The sequence below is a fragment of the Methylobacterium sp. A49B genome (genome assembly GCF_053346215.1).
In genome coordinates this window covers 98,288-113,722 of sequence record NZ_JBKFBO010000114.1, presented here as the reverse complement: position 1 = coordinate 113,722, position 15,435 = coordinate 98,288, and the positions used below count along the sequence as shown (strand labels likewise).

The 15,435-nt window shown below is 71.1% G+C and carries 12 protein-coding genes; 4 read left to right on the top strand and 8 right to left on the bottom strand.

The window, feature by feature from the left end:
• The first annotated feature begins 7 nt into the window (after positions 1–7).
• From ACLBX9_RS20640 to nudC, 4 genes are all read left to right on the top strand, one after another.
• Positions 8–871 carry a universal stress protein gene (locus ACLBX9_RS20640; protein WP_447720256.1) on the top strand — a complete coding sequence of 288 codons (864 nt, stop codon included), beginning with the start codon at positions 8–10 and terminating at the stop codon, positions 869–871.
• 133 nt (positions 872–1,004) lie between these two features.
• Positions 1,005–1,592: a hypothetical protein gene (locus tag ACLBX9_RS20635; RefSeq protein WP_447720255.1), complete on the top strand. Its 588-nt coding sequence runs from the start codon at positions 1,005–1,007 to the stop codon at positions 1,590–1,592.
• 78 nt (positions 1,593–1,670) lie between these two features.
• Positions 1,671–2,090: an HIT domain-containing protein gene (locus tag ACLBX9_RS20630; RefSeq protein ID WP_447720254.1), complete on the top strand. Its 420-nt coding sequence runs from the start codon at positions 1,671–1,673 to the stop codon at positions 2,088–2,090.
• Positions 2,091–2,098: 8 nt separating this feature from the next.
• Positions 2,099–3,001: an NAD(+) diphosphatase gene (gene nudC, locus ACLBX9_RS20625; RefSeq protein WP_010687458.1), complete on the top strand. Its 903-nt coding sequence runs from the start codon at positions 2,099–2,101 to the stop codon at positions 2,999–3,001.
• A gap of 6 nt (positions 3,002–3,007) precedes the next feature.
• On the opposite strand, the gene ACLBX9_RS20620 is transcribed toward nudC, so the two are convergent.
• The 8 genes from ACLBX9_RS20620 to ACLBX9_RS20585 all read right to left on the bottom strand — a co-directional run bounded on the left by ACLBX9_RS20620 (position 3,008) and on the right by ACLBX9_RS20585 (position 15,276).
• Positions 3,008–3,508 (bottom strand): cupin domain-containing protein, encoded by a 501-nt coding sequence (locus tag ACLBX9_RS20620; RefSeq protein WP_447720253.1) that lies wholly within the window; start codon positions 3,506–3,508, stop codon positions 3,008–3,010.
• A gap of 157 nt (positions 3,509–3,665) precedes the next feature.
• A complete protein-coding gene (cysG, locus tag ACLBX9_RS20615) occupies positions 3,666–5,138 on the bottom strand; it encodes a siroheme synthase CysG (protein ID WP_447720252.1) in 1,473 nt (490 codons plus the stop codon).
• A gap of 208 nt (positions 5,139–5,346) precedes the next feature.
• On the bottom strand, positions 5,347–8,043 hold the full coding sequence (locus tag ACLBX9_RS20610; protein WP_447720251.1) for a nitrate reductase: 2,697 nt from the start codon (positions 8,041–8,043) through the stop codon (positions 5,347–5,349).
• Between the two features lie 176 nt (positions 8,044–8,219).
• Positions 8,220–9,824 (bottom strand): sulfite reductase subunit alpha, encoded by a 1,605-nt coding sequence (locus ACLBX9_RS20605; protein WP_447720250.1) that lies wholly within the window; start codon positions 9,822–9,824, stop codon positions 8,220–8,222.
• A complete protein-coding gene (locus tag ACLBX9_RS20600; RefSeq protein WP_447720249.1) occupies positions 9,821–11,638 on the bottom strand; it encodes a NirA family protein in 1,818 nt (605 codons plus the stop codon). Before ACLBX9_RS20600 ends, ACLBX9_RS20605 begins: the two co-directional genes overlap by 4 nt.
• Positions 11,639–11,648: 10 nt before the next feature.
• Positions 11,649–12,902, bottom strand: a complete 1,254-nt coding sequence (locus tag ACLBX9_RS20595) for an NAD(P)/FAD-dependent oxidoreductase (RefSeq protein ID WP_447720300.1) — start codon at positions 12,900–12,902, stop codon at positions 11,649–11,651.
• 788 nt (positions 12,903–13,690) lie between these two features.
• A complete protein-coding gene (locus ACLBX9_RS20590) occupies positions 13,691–14,692 on the bottom strand; it encodes a CmpA/NrtA family ABC transporter substrate-binding protein (RefSeq protein ID WP_447720248.1) in 1,002 nt (333 codons plus the stop codon).
• Complete coding sequence (locus ACLBX9_RS20585) at positions 14,689–15,276, bottom strand: ANTAR domain-containing response regulator (protein WP_010685799.1); 588 nt, start codon at positions 15,274–15,276, stop codon at positions 14,689–14,691. Before ACLBX9_RS20585 ends, ACLBX9_RS20590 begins: the two co-directional genes overlap by 4 nt.
• Between the last annotated feature and the right edge of the window lie 159 nt (positions 15,277–15,435).

Below are 15,435 nucleotides of genomic sequence, written 5' to 3'. Positions count from 1 at the left end.
CGCCGCCATGAAGACCCTGCTCGTACCCGTCGCGATGCACGATGCCTTGCCCTCCGTCTTCGAGACGACGCGGCTGGCGGCGGCGCGCTTCGGCAGCCTGATCGAGGGCGTGTCCCTGCGTCCGGCGCTGGCCGAGTACGTCCCCGTCGACATGGTCGGCGGCATGACTTGGCTGCGGGACGAGGAAGCCGACCGGGCCGAGGCCGAGGAGGCGGGCGGCCGCTTCGTCGCGTTCATGGATGCGGCCGGCATCCCGCGCCACGCCCGCGACGGCCTGTGCATCCCCGAGCGGGTTGCCGACGCGGGCCCACGCTACCGATGGCGCCAGGACGTGCCGACGGGCGACGCCTTCCTGGGCCAGTATGCGCGGCTGTTCTCGGCCACCGTGGTGGGTCGACCGGGTACCACCGACAACGCGCCGCGCATGACAACCTTCGAGACCGCGCTGTTCGAGAGCGGCCGTCCGATCCTGCTCGCCCCGCCCGAGCCGCCGGCGAGCCTGGGCACCGCGGTGTTGATCGCCTGGAACGGCTCCACCGAGACCGCCCGGGCGGTGGCTTTCGCCATGCCGTTCCTGCGGCGGGCCGAACGGGTCCTCGTACTGAGCGTCGAAGGCGGGATGGTGCCGGGCCCGACCGCCCAGGATCTCGCCCAGGCGCTGGCCTGCGAGGGCGTGGACGCCTCGCACCGGGCCCTTCCCTCGGGACGGCGCGTCCCCGGCGAGACATTCCTGGCCGAGGCCAAGGTTTTCGGGTGCGACCTGCTGATCAAGGGGGCCTACACCCAAAGCCGCCTGCGGCAGATGATCTTCGGCGGCGTCACCAGCCACGTGCTCGCCCAGGCCGATATGCCTGTGCTGATGGCCCATTGATGAGGGGCGCATCGCCGACCGCCGAGGCGATGGCCGACCGGACTGCCGCACGGCATCCCCACCGCGCACTGGGAACCGCCGCGCCCACGTGGCGTTCGGCTCCCGCATCCGGACGGAAGCGATAAGGAGCCCCGTGACCCGCCTTCTCCTCGCCGCCCTATTGTCGATGTCCGCCGCCTCCGCCGTCCAGGCCGAGTCGATGCGTTTCCGGGGAACCGTCGTGCGCGCCGACGCCGACCGCCTGGAGATCCGGCGCGGCAGCGGCAGCACACTCACGCTGCGGATGACGCCGAAGACCCGCGTCTACGCGGTCAATCAAGCGACCCTTCGTGCGATCAAGCCGGAGAGCTACGTCAGCGTGGTCGGAGCTCCGGGCGACGGCTCCCAGCGCGCGCGGGCGGTGACGCTTTACTCCCCGTCCGAGCGCGGCTTCGAGGCCGGGACTCAGCCCTGGGACAGCGAGCCCGGCGCAACGCTGACGGCCGGGTGGGTGGCCAATGTGCGGGGGCTGGCGCCGATGCGCTTGGCGCTCGCCTACCGCGATGGCCAATCCGCCTTCGAGATCCCCGCCGACACGCCGGTGACTCAGCTCTCGCCCGGCGAGAAGGCGCTGCTCGAACCCGGCGCCGCGGTGACGATCTTCGCGCGGTCGGAGCCGGACGGCGCCCTCGACGCCGGCACCGTCGCGGTGGGACGCCAGGGCGTCATACCCGGCCTCTGACGGATTGCCCTGGCCTGCGTCATCGTTCCCGACGCCGGACCGCGCGCCGACGCATGAGCTGCGCTAAACCGATCCGCGATGAGCGACTCGGATTTCACTCTCGACCCGCGCCTGGAGGCCGACACCGCAGAGGTTGGCGACCTGTCCTTGTGCCGTGTGCTGCTGATGGATGATGCCCGGTTTCCGTGGCTCATCCTGGTGCCGCGCCGGCTGGACATCAGCGAGATTACCGACCTCTCCGCGGACGATGCGGCGGCCCTGTGGCACGAGACGCGCATCGCCACGCGGGTAATGCAGGCGCTGGCCAAGCCCGACAAGGTCAACATTGCCGCCCTCGGCAACATCGTGGCACAGCTTCATGTGCACGTGGTCGGCCGCTTCCGCTCGGACCCGGCCTGGCCCGGCCCGGTCTGGGGCTTCGAGACCCGCACGCCCTACCCGCCCCACGCCCGCGCCCAGCTCCTCGAACGCGCCGGCGCTCTCTTCACCGCGGCCTGAACCTTCCGATGACCGATCCCCGCGACATCCTCGGCTTCGTCCGCAACCGCCTGGACCGCCATTCCGCCGAGCAGCCCGAGGAAGCTGTCCCGCCTCTTGAGGCGCCCGAGGCACGCCTTGTCCTGCTCTGCGGCGACCGGATCGTGCTGCGCGGACCCACCGCGCTGATCGCGCCCGCGGACGCCGCCGGCCTCACTGATGGCCCGCGCATCTTCCTCGGCCACCGGGACGGTGCTCCCGTCTTCGCCGCCGCGGCGCCCGCCGAGGCGGCGGAGCGGTTCGCCGACGCCGGGACCCGCACCCTCGATCTGCGGTCGATCGCCACTGACGCCGCCGTGGAAGCCGAGGAACTCGGACTTCTGGCGGTAGCCAAGTCGATGCTCGACTGGCACGCCCGCCACGGCTTCTGCGCCAATTGCGGCACCGCCACCACGGTGAAGGCTGGCGGTTTCCGGCGGGAGTGCCCGAATTGCGCCGCCCACCATTTCCCCCGGGTGGACCCGGTGGTCATCATGCTGGTCCGCCGGGCCGATACCTGCCTGCTGGGCCGCGGGCCGCATTTCCGGCCGCACATGTACTCATGCCTCGCGGGCTTCCTCGAGCCCGGCGAGACGATCGAGGATGCGGTGCGCCGCGAAGTCTTCGAGGAGACGCGGATCCGCGTCGGCGCGGTGACCTACCGGACGTCGCAGCCCTGGCCTTTCCCGTCCTCGCTGATGATGGGCTGCGCCGCCGAGGCGCTCGACGACGCCATCGTCACCGACCCGAGCGAGCTGGAGGATGCGCGCTGGTTCACCCGGGACGCGGTCGCCGCCATGCTGGCGGGCACGCATCCCGAGGGCATCCAGGCCCCGCCGCCCATGGCGATCGCCAACTACCTGATGCGCGCCTTCGTCGCCGGCGAGACCTGATCCGGACTAGCCGGGCTTGCCGGCACTCCGGCTCGGGTCGTCGTCCGGGTTGATGTAGTTCAGTCCGAACGGGCCGGAGCCGTTGACCTGCAGTTCGACCGGCTCGTCGGTCGTCCAGAGCGAATGGGGCATGTCCTCGGGCAGGTAGACGAAGCCGCCCGCCTTGAGCGCCGAACCTTTGGCCTTGCCGAGGGTACGCCCGTGCTCGTGGTAGATCGAGCCCGAAAGGATCGTCAGCGTCTCCGGCTTCGCGTGGGTGTGCGGCGCGATCACCGTGTTGGCCGGAACCTTCACGCGCAGCACGAACGGTCCGGGCTTCGACGGATCGCCCGCGACCCGGCTGATCTGCGTGCCCTTCGGCAGGTTCGGCGGTCCCGGCTCGTAGATGGCCGCGGCTCCGTCGGGGACGATCACGAGACCGGCATGGTCGTGCTCCGCGGCCGTCGCCGGCGCGATACCTCCGAGGATCGCCAGCGCCGCCGCGGCGCCGATCCAAGTTCGTGTCATTCCACCCTCCCGAGTCGTGCCGGGGATCGTGTCCCCGCGGCTTGTTGTGGCTCCGGCCCTGGTTTTGCCCAGGTTCGGAAGCCGCCGCAGATCGTCGCGGGACGAGCCGGCATCGTCCCGCGGAGCGCCGTCCGCTCAAACCGACTCAGACGCCGCTTCAGACCGCGACGCGGTTCTGCTCGGCCTGGACTAGGAGCGCGCCCCGCATCTCGGCGAAAGCCTCGCCGACCATCAGCAGAGCCGGGCCGTCGAGGCCGGCGGCCTCGACCCGGTCGGCGAGGTCGGTGGCCGTGCCGCGCAGCGCCCGCTGGCTCGGGCGGGTGGCGTTGAACACCAGCAGCGCCGGGGTCGTGGGCGCCAGACCTTCCTCCACGGCGCGCGCCAGCAGCGCCCGCAGGGTCCGCTTGGGCATGTAGACCACCGTGGTGACGCTTGGATCGGCGAGCGCCCCCCAGTTCAGATCGTCCGGCAGGGCGCCGCGACGGTCGTGGCCGGTGACGAATTGCAGGCGGCGGGCGGCATCGCGATGGGTGAGGGACAGGCCGAGGGACGCCGCCGCACCCTGCGCGGCCGAGACCCCGGGGACCACCGTGACCGGGATGCCGGCGGCCCGGCAGGCCTCGATCTCCTCGCCGGCCCGGCCGAAGACCAGCGGGTCGCCGGATTTCAGCCGCACCACCTGCTTGCCGGAGCGGGCAAGCTGGACCATCAGCGCGTTGATGTCGTCCTGGCGGCAGGACGGGCCGTGGCCGGTCTTGCCCACCAGCATGGTGCGCGCCTCGCGGCGGGCGTAGTCGAGGATCTCGGAGGCGACGAGGTCGTCGTAGAGGATGACGTCGGCGTTGCGCAGCGCCCGCAGCGCCTTGAGGGTGAGGAGCTCCGCGTCGCCGGGACCGGCGCCGACCAACGTCACGGCACCGCCCTTCGGGGCGCTCTCGGTCTCGCCGAGCAGCTCGGCGAGGTCCCGGTCCGAGGGCGCCCGGTCGGGCTCCGCGAAGGCCCGGTCGGTGAAGCGCTCCCAGAAGGCCCGGCGCTCGGCGAACCCGTGGAAGCGCGCGGTGACGCCGTCCCGCCAGTCGCGGGCCGCGGCCATCCAACGGGCGAATCCACGGGGCAGCATCGCCTCGATCCGGGCGCGCACCGTCTGGCCGAAGACCGGAGCGGCGCCCTCCGTCGAGATGCCGACCACGAGTGGCGAGCGGTTGACGATGGCGCCGAACTTCACGTCGCAGAGATGCGGCCGGTCGACCGCGTTGACGATGGCGCCGGCCCCGCGGGCAGCCGCCACGAAGGCGACGCACTCGGCCTCGTCCTCCAAGGCGCCGACGCAGAAGGTCGCGCCCCAGAGGTCGTCCGGGCTCCAGGCGCGTTCGTGCAGCACCACCTGCCCGTCGACGATCTCGCCCGGCACCGCGCGCAGCTCCTCGCTGGGCTCGGGCGCGTAGACGTCGACGTGGGCGCCGGCCGCCGCGAGGACCTTCACCTTCCAGGGGGCGCCCCCGGAGGAGCCGGCCAGCACCACCCGCTTGCCGCGCAGGGGGACGAAGACGGGCAGCACCGCCAGCGGCTCCAGGCCGGCGGCCTTGGTCTCGCGGGGCGCGCGGGCTGCGCGCAGGGGGGTCTCGGTCACGGGCCTGTCCTGAATCGTCCTGATCCGACCGATCCCGTCTGCCCCCTCATCCCGAGGTGCCGGAGCGTAGCGGAGGCCTCGAAGGAGGGCTCCAGTCGGCCGCGCGATCCCTGGAGCCCTTCTTCGAGGCCCGCACGCGCGGGCACCGCAGGATGAGGTGATCCGACAGGAGAAGCCGATCCATCCTCAACGAGAGTCTATCAGATAATCATGCGGCGCGGGCGGTCTGCCCGGCCAGCATCTTGCGGATCTCCGGTATGCACGAGCCGCAATTCGTGCCGGCCTTGCAGGCGGCGCCCACCGCCTCCACGGAGCCGGCGCCTCCGGCGACGGTCGCGGCGATGACGTCCGCACCGACGCCGTGACAGGCGCAGACCACCGGACCCGCCGAGGCGGTCGCCGCGCGGCCCGAGAGCAGCGCCCGCCGCTCGGCGGCGTCGGGCGACTCGGCGGCGAACAGGACCTTGGCGGCCTCCCAGTCCGGCCGCTCGGCGGCGGGGGCGTAGGCGAGGCAGGCGACGAGGCGGTCGCCGTCGTAGACCGCGCAGCGGTAGCGGTCGCGGGCGTGGTCGGCATATTCCGCCAGCTCGCCGCCCGGCAGCGCCTCGCTCTGGATCAGCCCGCGCACCATCAGCGCCACGGCGCGGGAGCTGTCGGCGGTGGCGAACTGCGCGCCCCAGCCGCCGGTGATCGCGGCGCGTGCCCACCACCAGTCCTCGGGCAGCGCCACCTGTCGGCGCGTCAGCAGGAAGCCGCGGGCGCGGTAGCCGACGGACTCGATCGCCGCGGGGGTCGCCTTGAGCTCGGGCTGACCCGAGACCGGGTCGGTCATGCCCCGCACCAGCGCGCCGACCCGGGCCCGCGACGCGAAGGCGCCGCCCCAGTGCATCGGCATGAACAGGCTGCCCGGCACCACCGTGTCGGTGACCGTCACCTCCAGCTCGGCCGCGCCATGCGCGGTCGTGAGCCGGGCGATGTCGCCCTCCGCGAGGCCGTGGGCCGCCGCGTCGTCCGGATGGACCTCGACGAACGGCACGGCCCGGTGCGCGGAGAGCCGCTGGCTCTTCCCGGTGCGCGTCATCGTGTGCCAGTGGTCGCGGACCCGGCCGGTGTTGAGCATGAGCGGGAACGCCGCAGAGGCCGCGAGCGCGAGGGCCGGCGGCTGCACCGCGACGAAGCGGGCGCGCCGGTCGAAGGTGTAGAACCGGCCGTCACCGAACAGCCTCGCCTTCCCCTGCGGGGCGCCCCGGAAGCCGGAGCGCTTCGGGATCGGCCACTGCACCGGCAGGGCCGCCTCGTAGGCGGCGTCGCCGATGTCCGCGAGCGCGCCGAGGTCGAAATCGCGGGTGCCGTTGTTCTCGTAGGCCGAGAGCCCGGCATGCTCGCGGAAGATCGCGGCGGCAGAGTCGAACGCGAAGGCCCGGCCGTGGCCGAGGCGGCGCCCGACATCCGCCAGCGCCGCCCAGTCCGGCCTGGCCTCGCCGGGGCTCGCGAGGAAGCGGCGCTGGCGCGAGATCCGGCGCTCGGAATTGGTGACCGTGCCGTCCTTCTCGCCCCAGGCCTGGGCGGGGAGAAGCACGGTGGTCTTGGCCCGCCCCCGCGCGGTGTCGGAATCCGCCACCGCCTCGGACACCACGTAGAGGTCGAGGCCGGTGAGCGAGTCCCGGATCGCGTCGGCCCGCGGCATCGAGACCAGCGGGTTGGTGCCCATCACCCACAGCGCCTTGATCTTGCCCCGGCCGATCGCCTCGAACAGGGCCACCGCCTTCATGCCCTCGCCGGTGATGATCCGCGGGGCGCCCCAGTAGCGGCGCACCCGGTCCACCTCCTCGGGGGTGAAGTGCATGTGGGCGGCCAGCATGTTGGCGAGCCCCCCGACCTCGCGCCCGCCCATGGCGTTCGGCTGGCCGGTCAGCGAGAACGGCCCCATCCCGGTCTCGCCGATCCGGCCGGTGACGAGGTGGCAGTTGATGATGCTGTTGCCCTTGTCGGTCCCCTGCGCCGACTGGTTCACCCCCTGCGAGAAGGCCGTGACCACCCGGCGGGTGCCGGCGAACAGGGCGTAGAAGGCCGCGATGTCGGCCTCGGTCACACCGGTGACGGCGGCGACAGCCGCGAGGTCCGGCGCGATCTGGCGGGCGCGGTCGAGGGCGCCGTCGAGGCCGGCCGTGTGGGAATCGATGAAGGCGCGGTCGCGGAAACCGTTGTCCGACAGGTAGACCAGCAGGCCCGAGAACAGGGCGGTGTCGGTGCCCGGCCGGATGCCGAGGAACAGGTCGCATTCCTGCGCGGTCTGGGTCCGGCGCGGGTCGATGACCACGAACTTGGTGCCGCGGCGCTCCTTGGCGTCGGCCATGCGGCGGAACAGGACCGGGTGGCACCACGCGGTGTTGGAGCCGACCAGCACGATCAGGTCGGCCTCGTCGAGATCCTCGTAGCAGCCCGGGACCGTGTCGGAGCCGAAGGCCCGGCGGTGGGCCGCGACCGCGCTCGACATACAGAGGCGCGAGTTGGTGTCCACGTGCGGCGTGCCGATGAAGCCCTTCGCGAGCTTGTTGGCGACGTAGTAATCCTCGGTGAGGAGCTGGCCCGAGAGGTAGAAGGCGATCGCGTCCGGCCCGTGCTCGTCCGCCACCGCGCGGAGTTTGCCCGCGACCGTGTCGAGCGCGGCATCCCACGAGACCTGGGCGCCGTCGACCTGCGGGTGGAGCAGGCGGTTCTCGAGCGACAGGGTCTCGCCCAGCGCCGAGCCCTTCGAGCACAGGCGGCCGAAATTGGCCGGGTGCTCGGAATCGCCCGCGATGGTGGCGCCGCCCTGCCCGTCCGGGGTCGCGAGCACGCCGCACCCGACCCCGCAATAGGGGCAGGTGGTCCGCACCGTCGGCGCCGCCACTGGCTGGGTCATGGCTGAATCCTCGCAGGGTCGTCCTGGGCGGGAGCAAGCTTCGCGCCGCCGTTCCCCTCCCCCCTGTGGGGAGGGGTCAGGGGTGGGGGTGGTGCAGAAGGCACCGCCCGAGCCCCATCCTGCGCCACCCCCACCTCCGGCTCCTCCCCACAAGGGGGAGGAGAGCAAGTTGCGGTTCAGTACACGTCGGCCTGATACCGCCCGGCCTTCTTGAGCGCCGCGAGATAGGCCACCGCGTCCTCGGGGCTCTTGCCGCCGAACTGCGCCGCCACGTCGATGATCGCCCGCTCGACGTCCTTGGCCATGCGCTTGGCGTCGCCGCAGACGTAGAAATGCGCGCCGCCCTCCAGCCACTTCCACAGCTCGGCGCCGTTCTCGCGCATCCGGTCCTGAACGTAGGTCTTCTCCGTCCCGTCCCGCGACCAGGCCAGGGACAGGCGGGTGAGCACCTTGTCGTCCTTCAGGCTGTTCAGCTCGTCCTTGTAGAAGAAGTCCGAGGCCTGCCGCTGGTGGCCGTAGAACAGCCAGTTGCGGCCCGGCGCCCGCGTGGCGGCGCGCTCGCGCAGGAAGGCCCGGAACGGCGCGATGCCGGTGCCGGGGCCGCACATGATCACGTCCTTCGACAGGTCGGCCGGCAGGCCGAACCCGTGCGCCTTCTGGAGGTAGACCTTCACCTTGGTCTGCTCCGGAAGGCGCTCACCGAGGTGCGTCGAGGCCACGCCCAGCCGCAGCCGCGAGCGGTGGTTGTAGCGCACCGCGTCCACGGTCAGCGACACGCGGCCGACATCCATCTTGGGCGAGGACGAGATCGAGTAGAGCCGCGGCTGCAGCTCGTCCAAGGCCTCCAGGAAGACCTCGGCGTCGGGCCGCGCGCCCGGGAACTTGTGGAGCGCGCCGAGCACGTCGAGATAGGCGGCGTCGCCATCCGGATCCTCGCCCGAGGCAAGCGCCTGCGCCTTCTTGCGGGCCGGGCCCGAGGTGAGCAGCGACAGCAGCTGGTACAGATTGTCGGGCGCCGCGCCGAGCGCGTAGTTGATCAGCAGGTGCTCGCGCAGGGTCCTTTCCCCGATCACCCGCTCGGGCCGGGCGCCGAGTTCCGCGATCACGGCATCCACCAGTGCCGGGGCGTTGGCGGGGAACAGGCCCAGCGAGTCGCCGACCTCGTACTGGATCGGCGTGCCGTCGAGCCCGATCTCGATGTGCCACGTCTCCTTCTCGCCGCCCGGATCGTTGAGGCGTCGACGGGACAGGAACAGCGCCTCGACCGGGTTCTCGCGGCAGTAGCCGAGCGGGCCGAGATCGGCCGCCGCCTTCGGGGCATCGTCGTCCGCCTTCGGCGCCGCCGGGGCGCCCCCGGCGGCGCCGAACTCCTCGTCCAGCTTCTTGAGCATGCGCAGGGTCTCTTTGCCGCCGGGCTGGCAAAGGTTCAGGCGCGCCTCGTTCTTGAGGAAGATGGCGTTGGCGTAGTCGGCGCAGTTGTAGCCGCACTGGCCGCAATCCTGCTGGGCCATGGCGGCCATCAGCTTCTGCGGTTCGGGCCGGTCCTTGGCCATCGCCATCCGGTCGGCGATCGGCACGGACGGGTCGTGCCAGGGGGCGTCGTCGTTGTCGGCGAGTTTGGGGCCCGTGGCGGGGCCCTCGCCGGGCGCGAGTGCCGTCGCGCCCGCGACGGCGGGGCCGAGCAGGGCCGCGAAGTAGCCCGAGAGCCAGGCGCGCTGGTCCTCGTTGAAGGGCGCGGTCTCGGGGATCAGGACGAGGGGGGGCGAGACGTGCTGGGTCATGCGGCGGCCTTCAGGGCGGGCTGGTCCTCGGCGGCGTCGCGGAGCGCCTCCGCGCCGGTGCGGCTGGTGAAGGACTGGAAGCTCTCCTCGGGGCCCTGGCGGAGGGCGAGGTAGGCGCGCAGCAGCGCCTCGACGCGGGCGGGCGCATCCTCGGCCTTCACGGCCTTCCAGATTTCGGTGCCGATCTTCGGGTTCTCGGCGAAACCGCCGCCGACCACGACGTCGTAGCCCTCGACGGTGTCGCCCTCCTCCGAGACGACGACCTTGGCGCCGATCAGCCCGATATCGCCGATGTAGTGCTGGGCGCAGCTGTGGTGGCAGCCGGTGAGATGGACGTTCACCGGCACGTCGAGGTTCGGCAGGGCCGTCTCGACGTGGTCGGCGATGATCAGCGCGTGGCCCTTGGTGTCGGAGGCCGCGAACTTGCAGCCCTTCGCCCCCGTGCAGGCCACGAGACCGGAGCGGATGCCCGCCGCCTTGGTGGTGAGGCCGAGATCGAGCACCCGCTGCTCGACCTCGGCGACCTTCGCGTCCGGAACCCCGGAGAAGATGAAGTTCTGCCAGACGGTCAGGCGGATCTGGCCGTCGCCGCACTCGGCGGCGATCTTGGCGAGCGCCCGGACCTGATCGCTGGTCATCTTGCCGACCGGCAGGACCACGCCGATCCAGTTGAGGCCGGGCTGCTTCTGGGCGTGGACGCCGACATGGGCGAACCGGTCGGTGGCCTTCCGCGGCGCGACCTGCTCCGGCGCGACCCGGTCGAGCTTGCGGCCGAGCTTGTCCTCGACGGCCGCGAGGTACTTGTCGAAGCCCCAGGCGTCGAGGACGTACTTCATCCGGCTCTTGTTGCGGTTCGTACGGTCGCCGTTCTCGATGAACACCCGGATGATCGCGTCGGCGACGGCGTTGCAGTCCTCCGGCTTCAGCACGATGCCGGTATCGCGGGCGAGGTCCCGGTGGCCCGAGATGCCGCCGAGCACGAGGCGCATGTAGATGCCGGGCGGCACGGCGGCGCCGTCCAGCACTTCCACGGCCTGGAAGCCGATGTCGTTGGTCTCCTCCAGCGTCGGCATCACGCCGCTGCCGTCGAAGGCGACGTTGAACTTGCGCGGCAGGCCGTAGAGCGAGCGGTCGTTCAGGATCCAGTTGTGCCAGGACTTGGCGAGCGGGCGCGTGTCCAAGAGCTCCTGCGTGTCGATACCGGCGGTGGACGAGCCGGTGACGTTGCGGATGTTGTCGGCGCCCGCGCCCTGGGCGGTCAGCCCGATATCGGTGAGCCCGTCGAGGAACGGCTGGGCGTGCTCGGGGCCGATCTCGCGCACCTGCAGGTTCGCCCGGGTGGTCACGTGAACGTAGCCGCCGCCATGCTGGTCGGCGAGGTCGGCGACACCCGCGAACTGCCAATGGTGCAGGATCCCGTTGGGGATCCGCATCCGGCACATGTACGAGACTTGGTTGGGCGCGACCCAGAACATCCCGTGGTAGCGCCAGCGGAAATTGTCCTCCGGCTTCGGCTGCTTGCCGGCGGCGGCCTCCTGGATCAGGCGATTGTGGCCGTCGAACGGGTTCTCGGCGCGCTTCCACTTCTCCTGCTCGCAGAGCTTGCCGCCGTCCTTGACGGTCCGATCCTGCGCCTTGATGTGGATCGCGTCCGGGCCGGTGGGCTCGGTGGGTGGTGCGGCCGCTCCGGCCCCGCCCGTGGCGAGGCCGCCGGTCAACCGGGCGGCGGCGATGCCGGAAGCGAAGCCTTCGAGGTAGCGCTTCTGCTCGGCCTCGAACGCGCCCGCGGCAATCTGTGTGGTGGTCTCGGACATCCGCGCCTCCTCAAGCAGCCAGCGGCTCGGGCGCGGGGCGCCCGAACATCAAGTCGTCCACGCTCTCGATCGGATCGCCGGAGCGGATCAGCCCCTTGCAGGCGCCCTGCTCGGCGATGTCGCCGACGAACACTGCGCCGATCAGCCGGCCCTCGCGCACCAGCAGTTTGCGATAGAGGCCGGCACCGGGATCGGAGAGCACGATCGCCTCGGCATCGTCGGGCGTATCCACGATCCCGGCCGAGAAGACCGGCAGGCCCGACACCTTCAGGCTCGTGGACAGAGCCGTCCCCCGGTACTCGGCCGGATGACCGGCAAGGTGGCGGGCCAGCGTCTCGGCATGCTCGTAGGCGGGCTCGACCAGGCCGTAGATCTGACCGCGGTGCTCGGCACACTCGCCCAGCGCGAAGATGCGCGGATCCGAGGTCGTCATCCGGTCGTCGACCGTGATGCCGCGGCCGATCGTCAGCCCGGCTACCTGCGCCAGCGCCACCGAGGGGCGCACGCCCACCGACATCACCACCAGATCGGCCGGAAGAACGGTACCGTCGGCCAGGACGAGGCGCTCGACGCGGCCATCCCCCTCGATCCGGTCGGTGTCGGCCTTGAGGATGACCCGCACGCCGCGCGCCTCCATGGCGCGCTTCACCAGCCCGGCGGCATGGTGATCGAGCTGGCGCTCCATCAGCCGGTCCATGACGTGGAGCAACGTTGTGTCGACACCCAGGCGCGCGAGGCCGACCGCAGCCTCGAGTCCCAGAAGGCCGCCACCGATGACGATGGCCCGGGCGTGCTGGACCGCAGCCCGCCGGATCGCCGCCACGTCGGCGAGATCACGAAATGTGATGACGCCGGGGAGATCCATGCCTGGCTTCGGCAGGCGGATCGGCAGAGATCCGACCGCGAGCACCAGTTTGTCGAAGGGGAGGACGTGGGTCTCGCCGACGATCACGAGGCCGTTCTCGCGGTCGATCTGCGTCGCCGGAGCGCCGGTGATCAGGCGAATGCCGTGATCCGCGTACCAGTCGAGGCCGCGGAAGGCGCAGGCTGCCTCATCGACTTCGCCGCCCAGCAGCGAGGAGAGCAGCACACGATTGTAGGCGGCCGTTGGCTCGGCGCCGATGCAGGTGACGTCGAAGTGGCCCGGTGAACCCTCCGTCAGCCGCTCGAGGAAGCGCAGGGAGGCCATACCGTTGCCGACGACCACCAGTCTCTCGCGCGGCAGTCCGGTCTCAGCGCCCGCGTCGTCTGCGCAGGTGTGCATTGAAGATGTCGCCATCGCTCGATCGCGTTTGGAACCTCGATTGCAGGATCGTTGGCGGACCGCCCACGAAAAAGCCGCTGCCGGTTGGCTCCCAGCAGGCTTCAGCCCCAGGAGAACCGGATCAGCGGCCTCGCTGACGGCGCTGCCCGTCGCCGTTGACGGACGACACGTACCGAGCAGGTTTCGTGCCAGATTTGGAATGGAGCGCTAAGCGCTCGCGGCGGCTCGCGAAATGCCGATATTTCGCGGCAGCGCGTCCCCCCGTTGCGTCGCAAGTGCGCTGCACAAAAATGAGGCGGGCGACAGCCAAATCGGCAGAGTCGGCGCAGTCCGGATGTCGGGAAGCCGCCGCGCGGTCTACTCGGTTTCGCAGTTCAGCCTGCTGGCTCGGTTCGCGATTACGCCGAGCCGGGCGATCGCAGGCAGGCTCACCGGCGCGCAGGCCTTATCGGTATCTGCGCTGTTGTGCGGCGCCGAGCGATCAGATCAGGGATGACAGGATCGCCAGAAGGCCGAGCGTCGGCATGGCGCCCACGGCGAGGGCCCAGTACCAGGCACGGTTTGCGCCTGGACGGCGGTTGTCGTTGCACGCCCGGGGGACCCGGCCGCCTCGGCGTACATACCGTCGAAGCTCGACCCGCATGCGCGGATGCGACGTCAACGAACCAGTGTCGAGTTTGCGGCATCCGGGCATGGCGAGAGCACAACGGCCGAGGACGTCCGCCGTTCCAGCACCGACCGTGACGCTGCCCCAGGAAAATGACGAAAGAGCTCGGCTGTCTCCGGGCTCACAGATCCGCGGCAACCGCCCGGTAGATGTCGGGCCTGTAGACTGTCGCCACAGCGGCCTCGAGATCGCCCCGCCCCGATATCTGCCGCGACAGCCACATTTGCTGAACGAGCCAGCGGGCTTGGTCGAGGCTGGGCTCCTGAACGGTGGTGCCGAAGCGGAGATGCGCCCCGTCCGTTGCCTCTGCGGCCGTGGCGCCCGGCATGGCGGCGGCGAGGAGCGTCGCGTCAAGACCGAGATAATTCCGGCGGGCGAGGCGGTGGATCAACTCCGGCCGGTTGTCCGGGTCGGCGCACCAGCGCCCGGCCCGCGCCACCGCCCGGACCAGCGGCTGGAGGGCGCCGCCAAGTCGCTCCGATACGGCCAGTACCTTCTCCGGCGCGTCAGGCGCCAGCGCGTGCCCGAGCACCGCGACATGCCCATGGCCGGCGGCGACCGCCACGGCGTTCCACGGAGCGCCCGCGCAGAAGCCGTCCACAAGACCCCGCGCGAGGGTCTCGACGCTGTATTGCGGCGGGACCACGACCGTTCGCAGGATCGTCGGATCGAGGCCGCCGGCTTCGGCGAAGAGCCGAAGCTGGTAGGTGTGGCACGAGAAGGGATGGACCGTCCCGAGGGTCAAAGGTTGGCCAGCCCGGTGCCGAGCCTCGGCGACCTTGGCGAAGGCACGGGCGACCGCCTGCAGCCCCGTCCCCGCCGGCTGCATGTCCGCCCAGAGGCCACACGACAGGGTGATGGCATTGCCGTTGACGCTGAGCTGCACGGGCACGATCAGGTCGGAGGGGGGCCCCGACAGGGCGAGGCGGCTTGCAAGCGCCAGCGGCGCCAGCATGTGCGCAGCGTCGAGGTGACCGAGTGCCAGCCGGTCGCGCAGCGTCGCCCAGGACGGCTCGGGTGTCAGGTCGAGGTCGAGCCCTTCGGATCGCGCGAAGCCGAGTTCGTGTGCGGCAACTAGGGGCGCCGCGTCGCAGAGCGGGACGTAGCCGAGTTGAAGCCTCATCCGAGCAGGTCCGCGGTCGTCACGATGGCCCGGGCGATGTCGGCGATCTTGCGCTTCTCGTTCATGGCCTTACGCCGCAGCTGCTTGTAGGCCTCGTCTTCCGAGAGACCCTTCACGCTCATCAAGATGCCTTTGGCCCGCTCGATGAGCTTCCGGTCGGCGAGTTCGCCCCGCGCCTCCGAGAGTTCACGCTGAAGGCGTGCGAAAGCATTGAAGCGCAGGATCGCGATGTCGAGGATCGACTTGATCCGCTCCGCACGCAGCCCGTCGACGACGTAAGCCGAGATCCCGGCATCCACGGCGGCCTGCATCATGGTGGAGTCCGAGCGGTCCACGAACATCGCCACCGGCCGCTCGACCTGGCGGGAGACTCCTGACATCTGCTCCAAGATGTCCCGGCTCGGGCTCTCCAGGTGGATGACCACCACGTCGGGCTTGAGCGCGGTCAGGCGTTCCGTGAGGTCGGCCGTGTCGGGGATGATCACGACGCGGCCGACGCTGGCCGCGCGCAACCCCTCTTCCAGGATCGCCGCTCGCGCGCGGCTTGGATCGATAACGGCGACGGTCAGGCTGGATTCGGTCATCGGAGCCCGGTTCGGGGCGGATCCTCGCGGCAGGGCACCCCGTTGGGGCATCCCAAGCTAAGCAAGGTATATGCCCTTCGGCGACGGCCGCCGGGAAGGCCGCGGGCGCTCGCATCGCGTCCGGTTTCACGCCTTCCCCCAATGCCATCAGTTGCAACG

Bases quoted from the DNA above. Each gene is read 5' to 3' on its own strand.
- ACLBX9_RS20620 (WP_447720253.1), bottom strand. From the start codon at position 3,508: ATGACACGAACTTGGATCGGCGCCGCGGCGGCGCTGGCGATCCTCGGA.
- nudC (WP_010687458.1), top strand. From the start codon at position 2,099: ATGACCGATCCCCGCGACATCCTCGGCTTCGTCCGCAACCGCCTGGAC.
- ACLBX9_RS20590 (WP_447720248.1), bottom strand. From the start codon at position 14,692: ATGAGGCTTCAACTCGGCTACGTCCCGCTCTGCGACGCGGCGCCCCTA.
- ACLBX9_RS20630 (WP_447720254.1), top strand. From the start codon at position 1,671: ATGAGCGACTCGGATTTCACTCTCGACCCGCGCCTGGAGGCCGACACC.
- ACLBX9_RS20595 (WP_447720300.1), bottom strand. From the start codon at position 12,902: ATGCACACCTGCGCAGACGACGCGGGCGCTGAGACCGGACTGCCGCGC.
- ACLBX9_RS20610 (WP_447720251.1), bottom strand. From the start codon at position 8,043: ATGACCCAGCCAGTGGCGGCGCCGACGGTGCGGACCACCTGCCCCTAT.
- ACLBX9_RS20605 (WP_447720250.1), bottom strand. From the start codon at position 9,824: ATGACCCAGCACGTCTCGCCCCCCCTCGTCCTGATCCCCGAGACCGCG.
- ACLBX9_RS20585 (WP_010685799.1), bottom strand. From the start codon at position 15,276: ATGACCGAATCCAGCCTGACCGTCGCCGTTATCGATCCAAGCCGCGCG.
- ACLBX9_RS20640 (WP_447720256.1), top strand. From the start codon at position 8: ATGAAGACCCTGCTCGTACCCGTCGCGATGCACGATGCCTTGCCCTCC.
- ACLBX9_RS20600 (WP_447720249.1), bottom strand. From the start codon at position 11,638: ATGTCCGAGACCACCACACAGATTGCCGCGGGCGCGTTCGAGGCCGAG.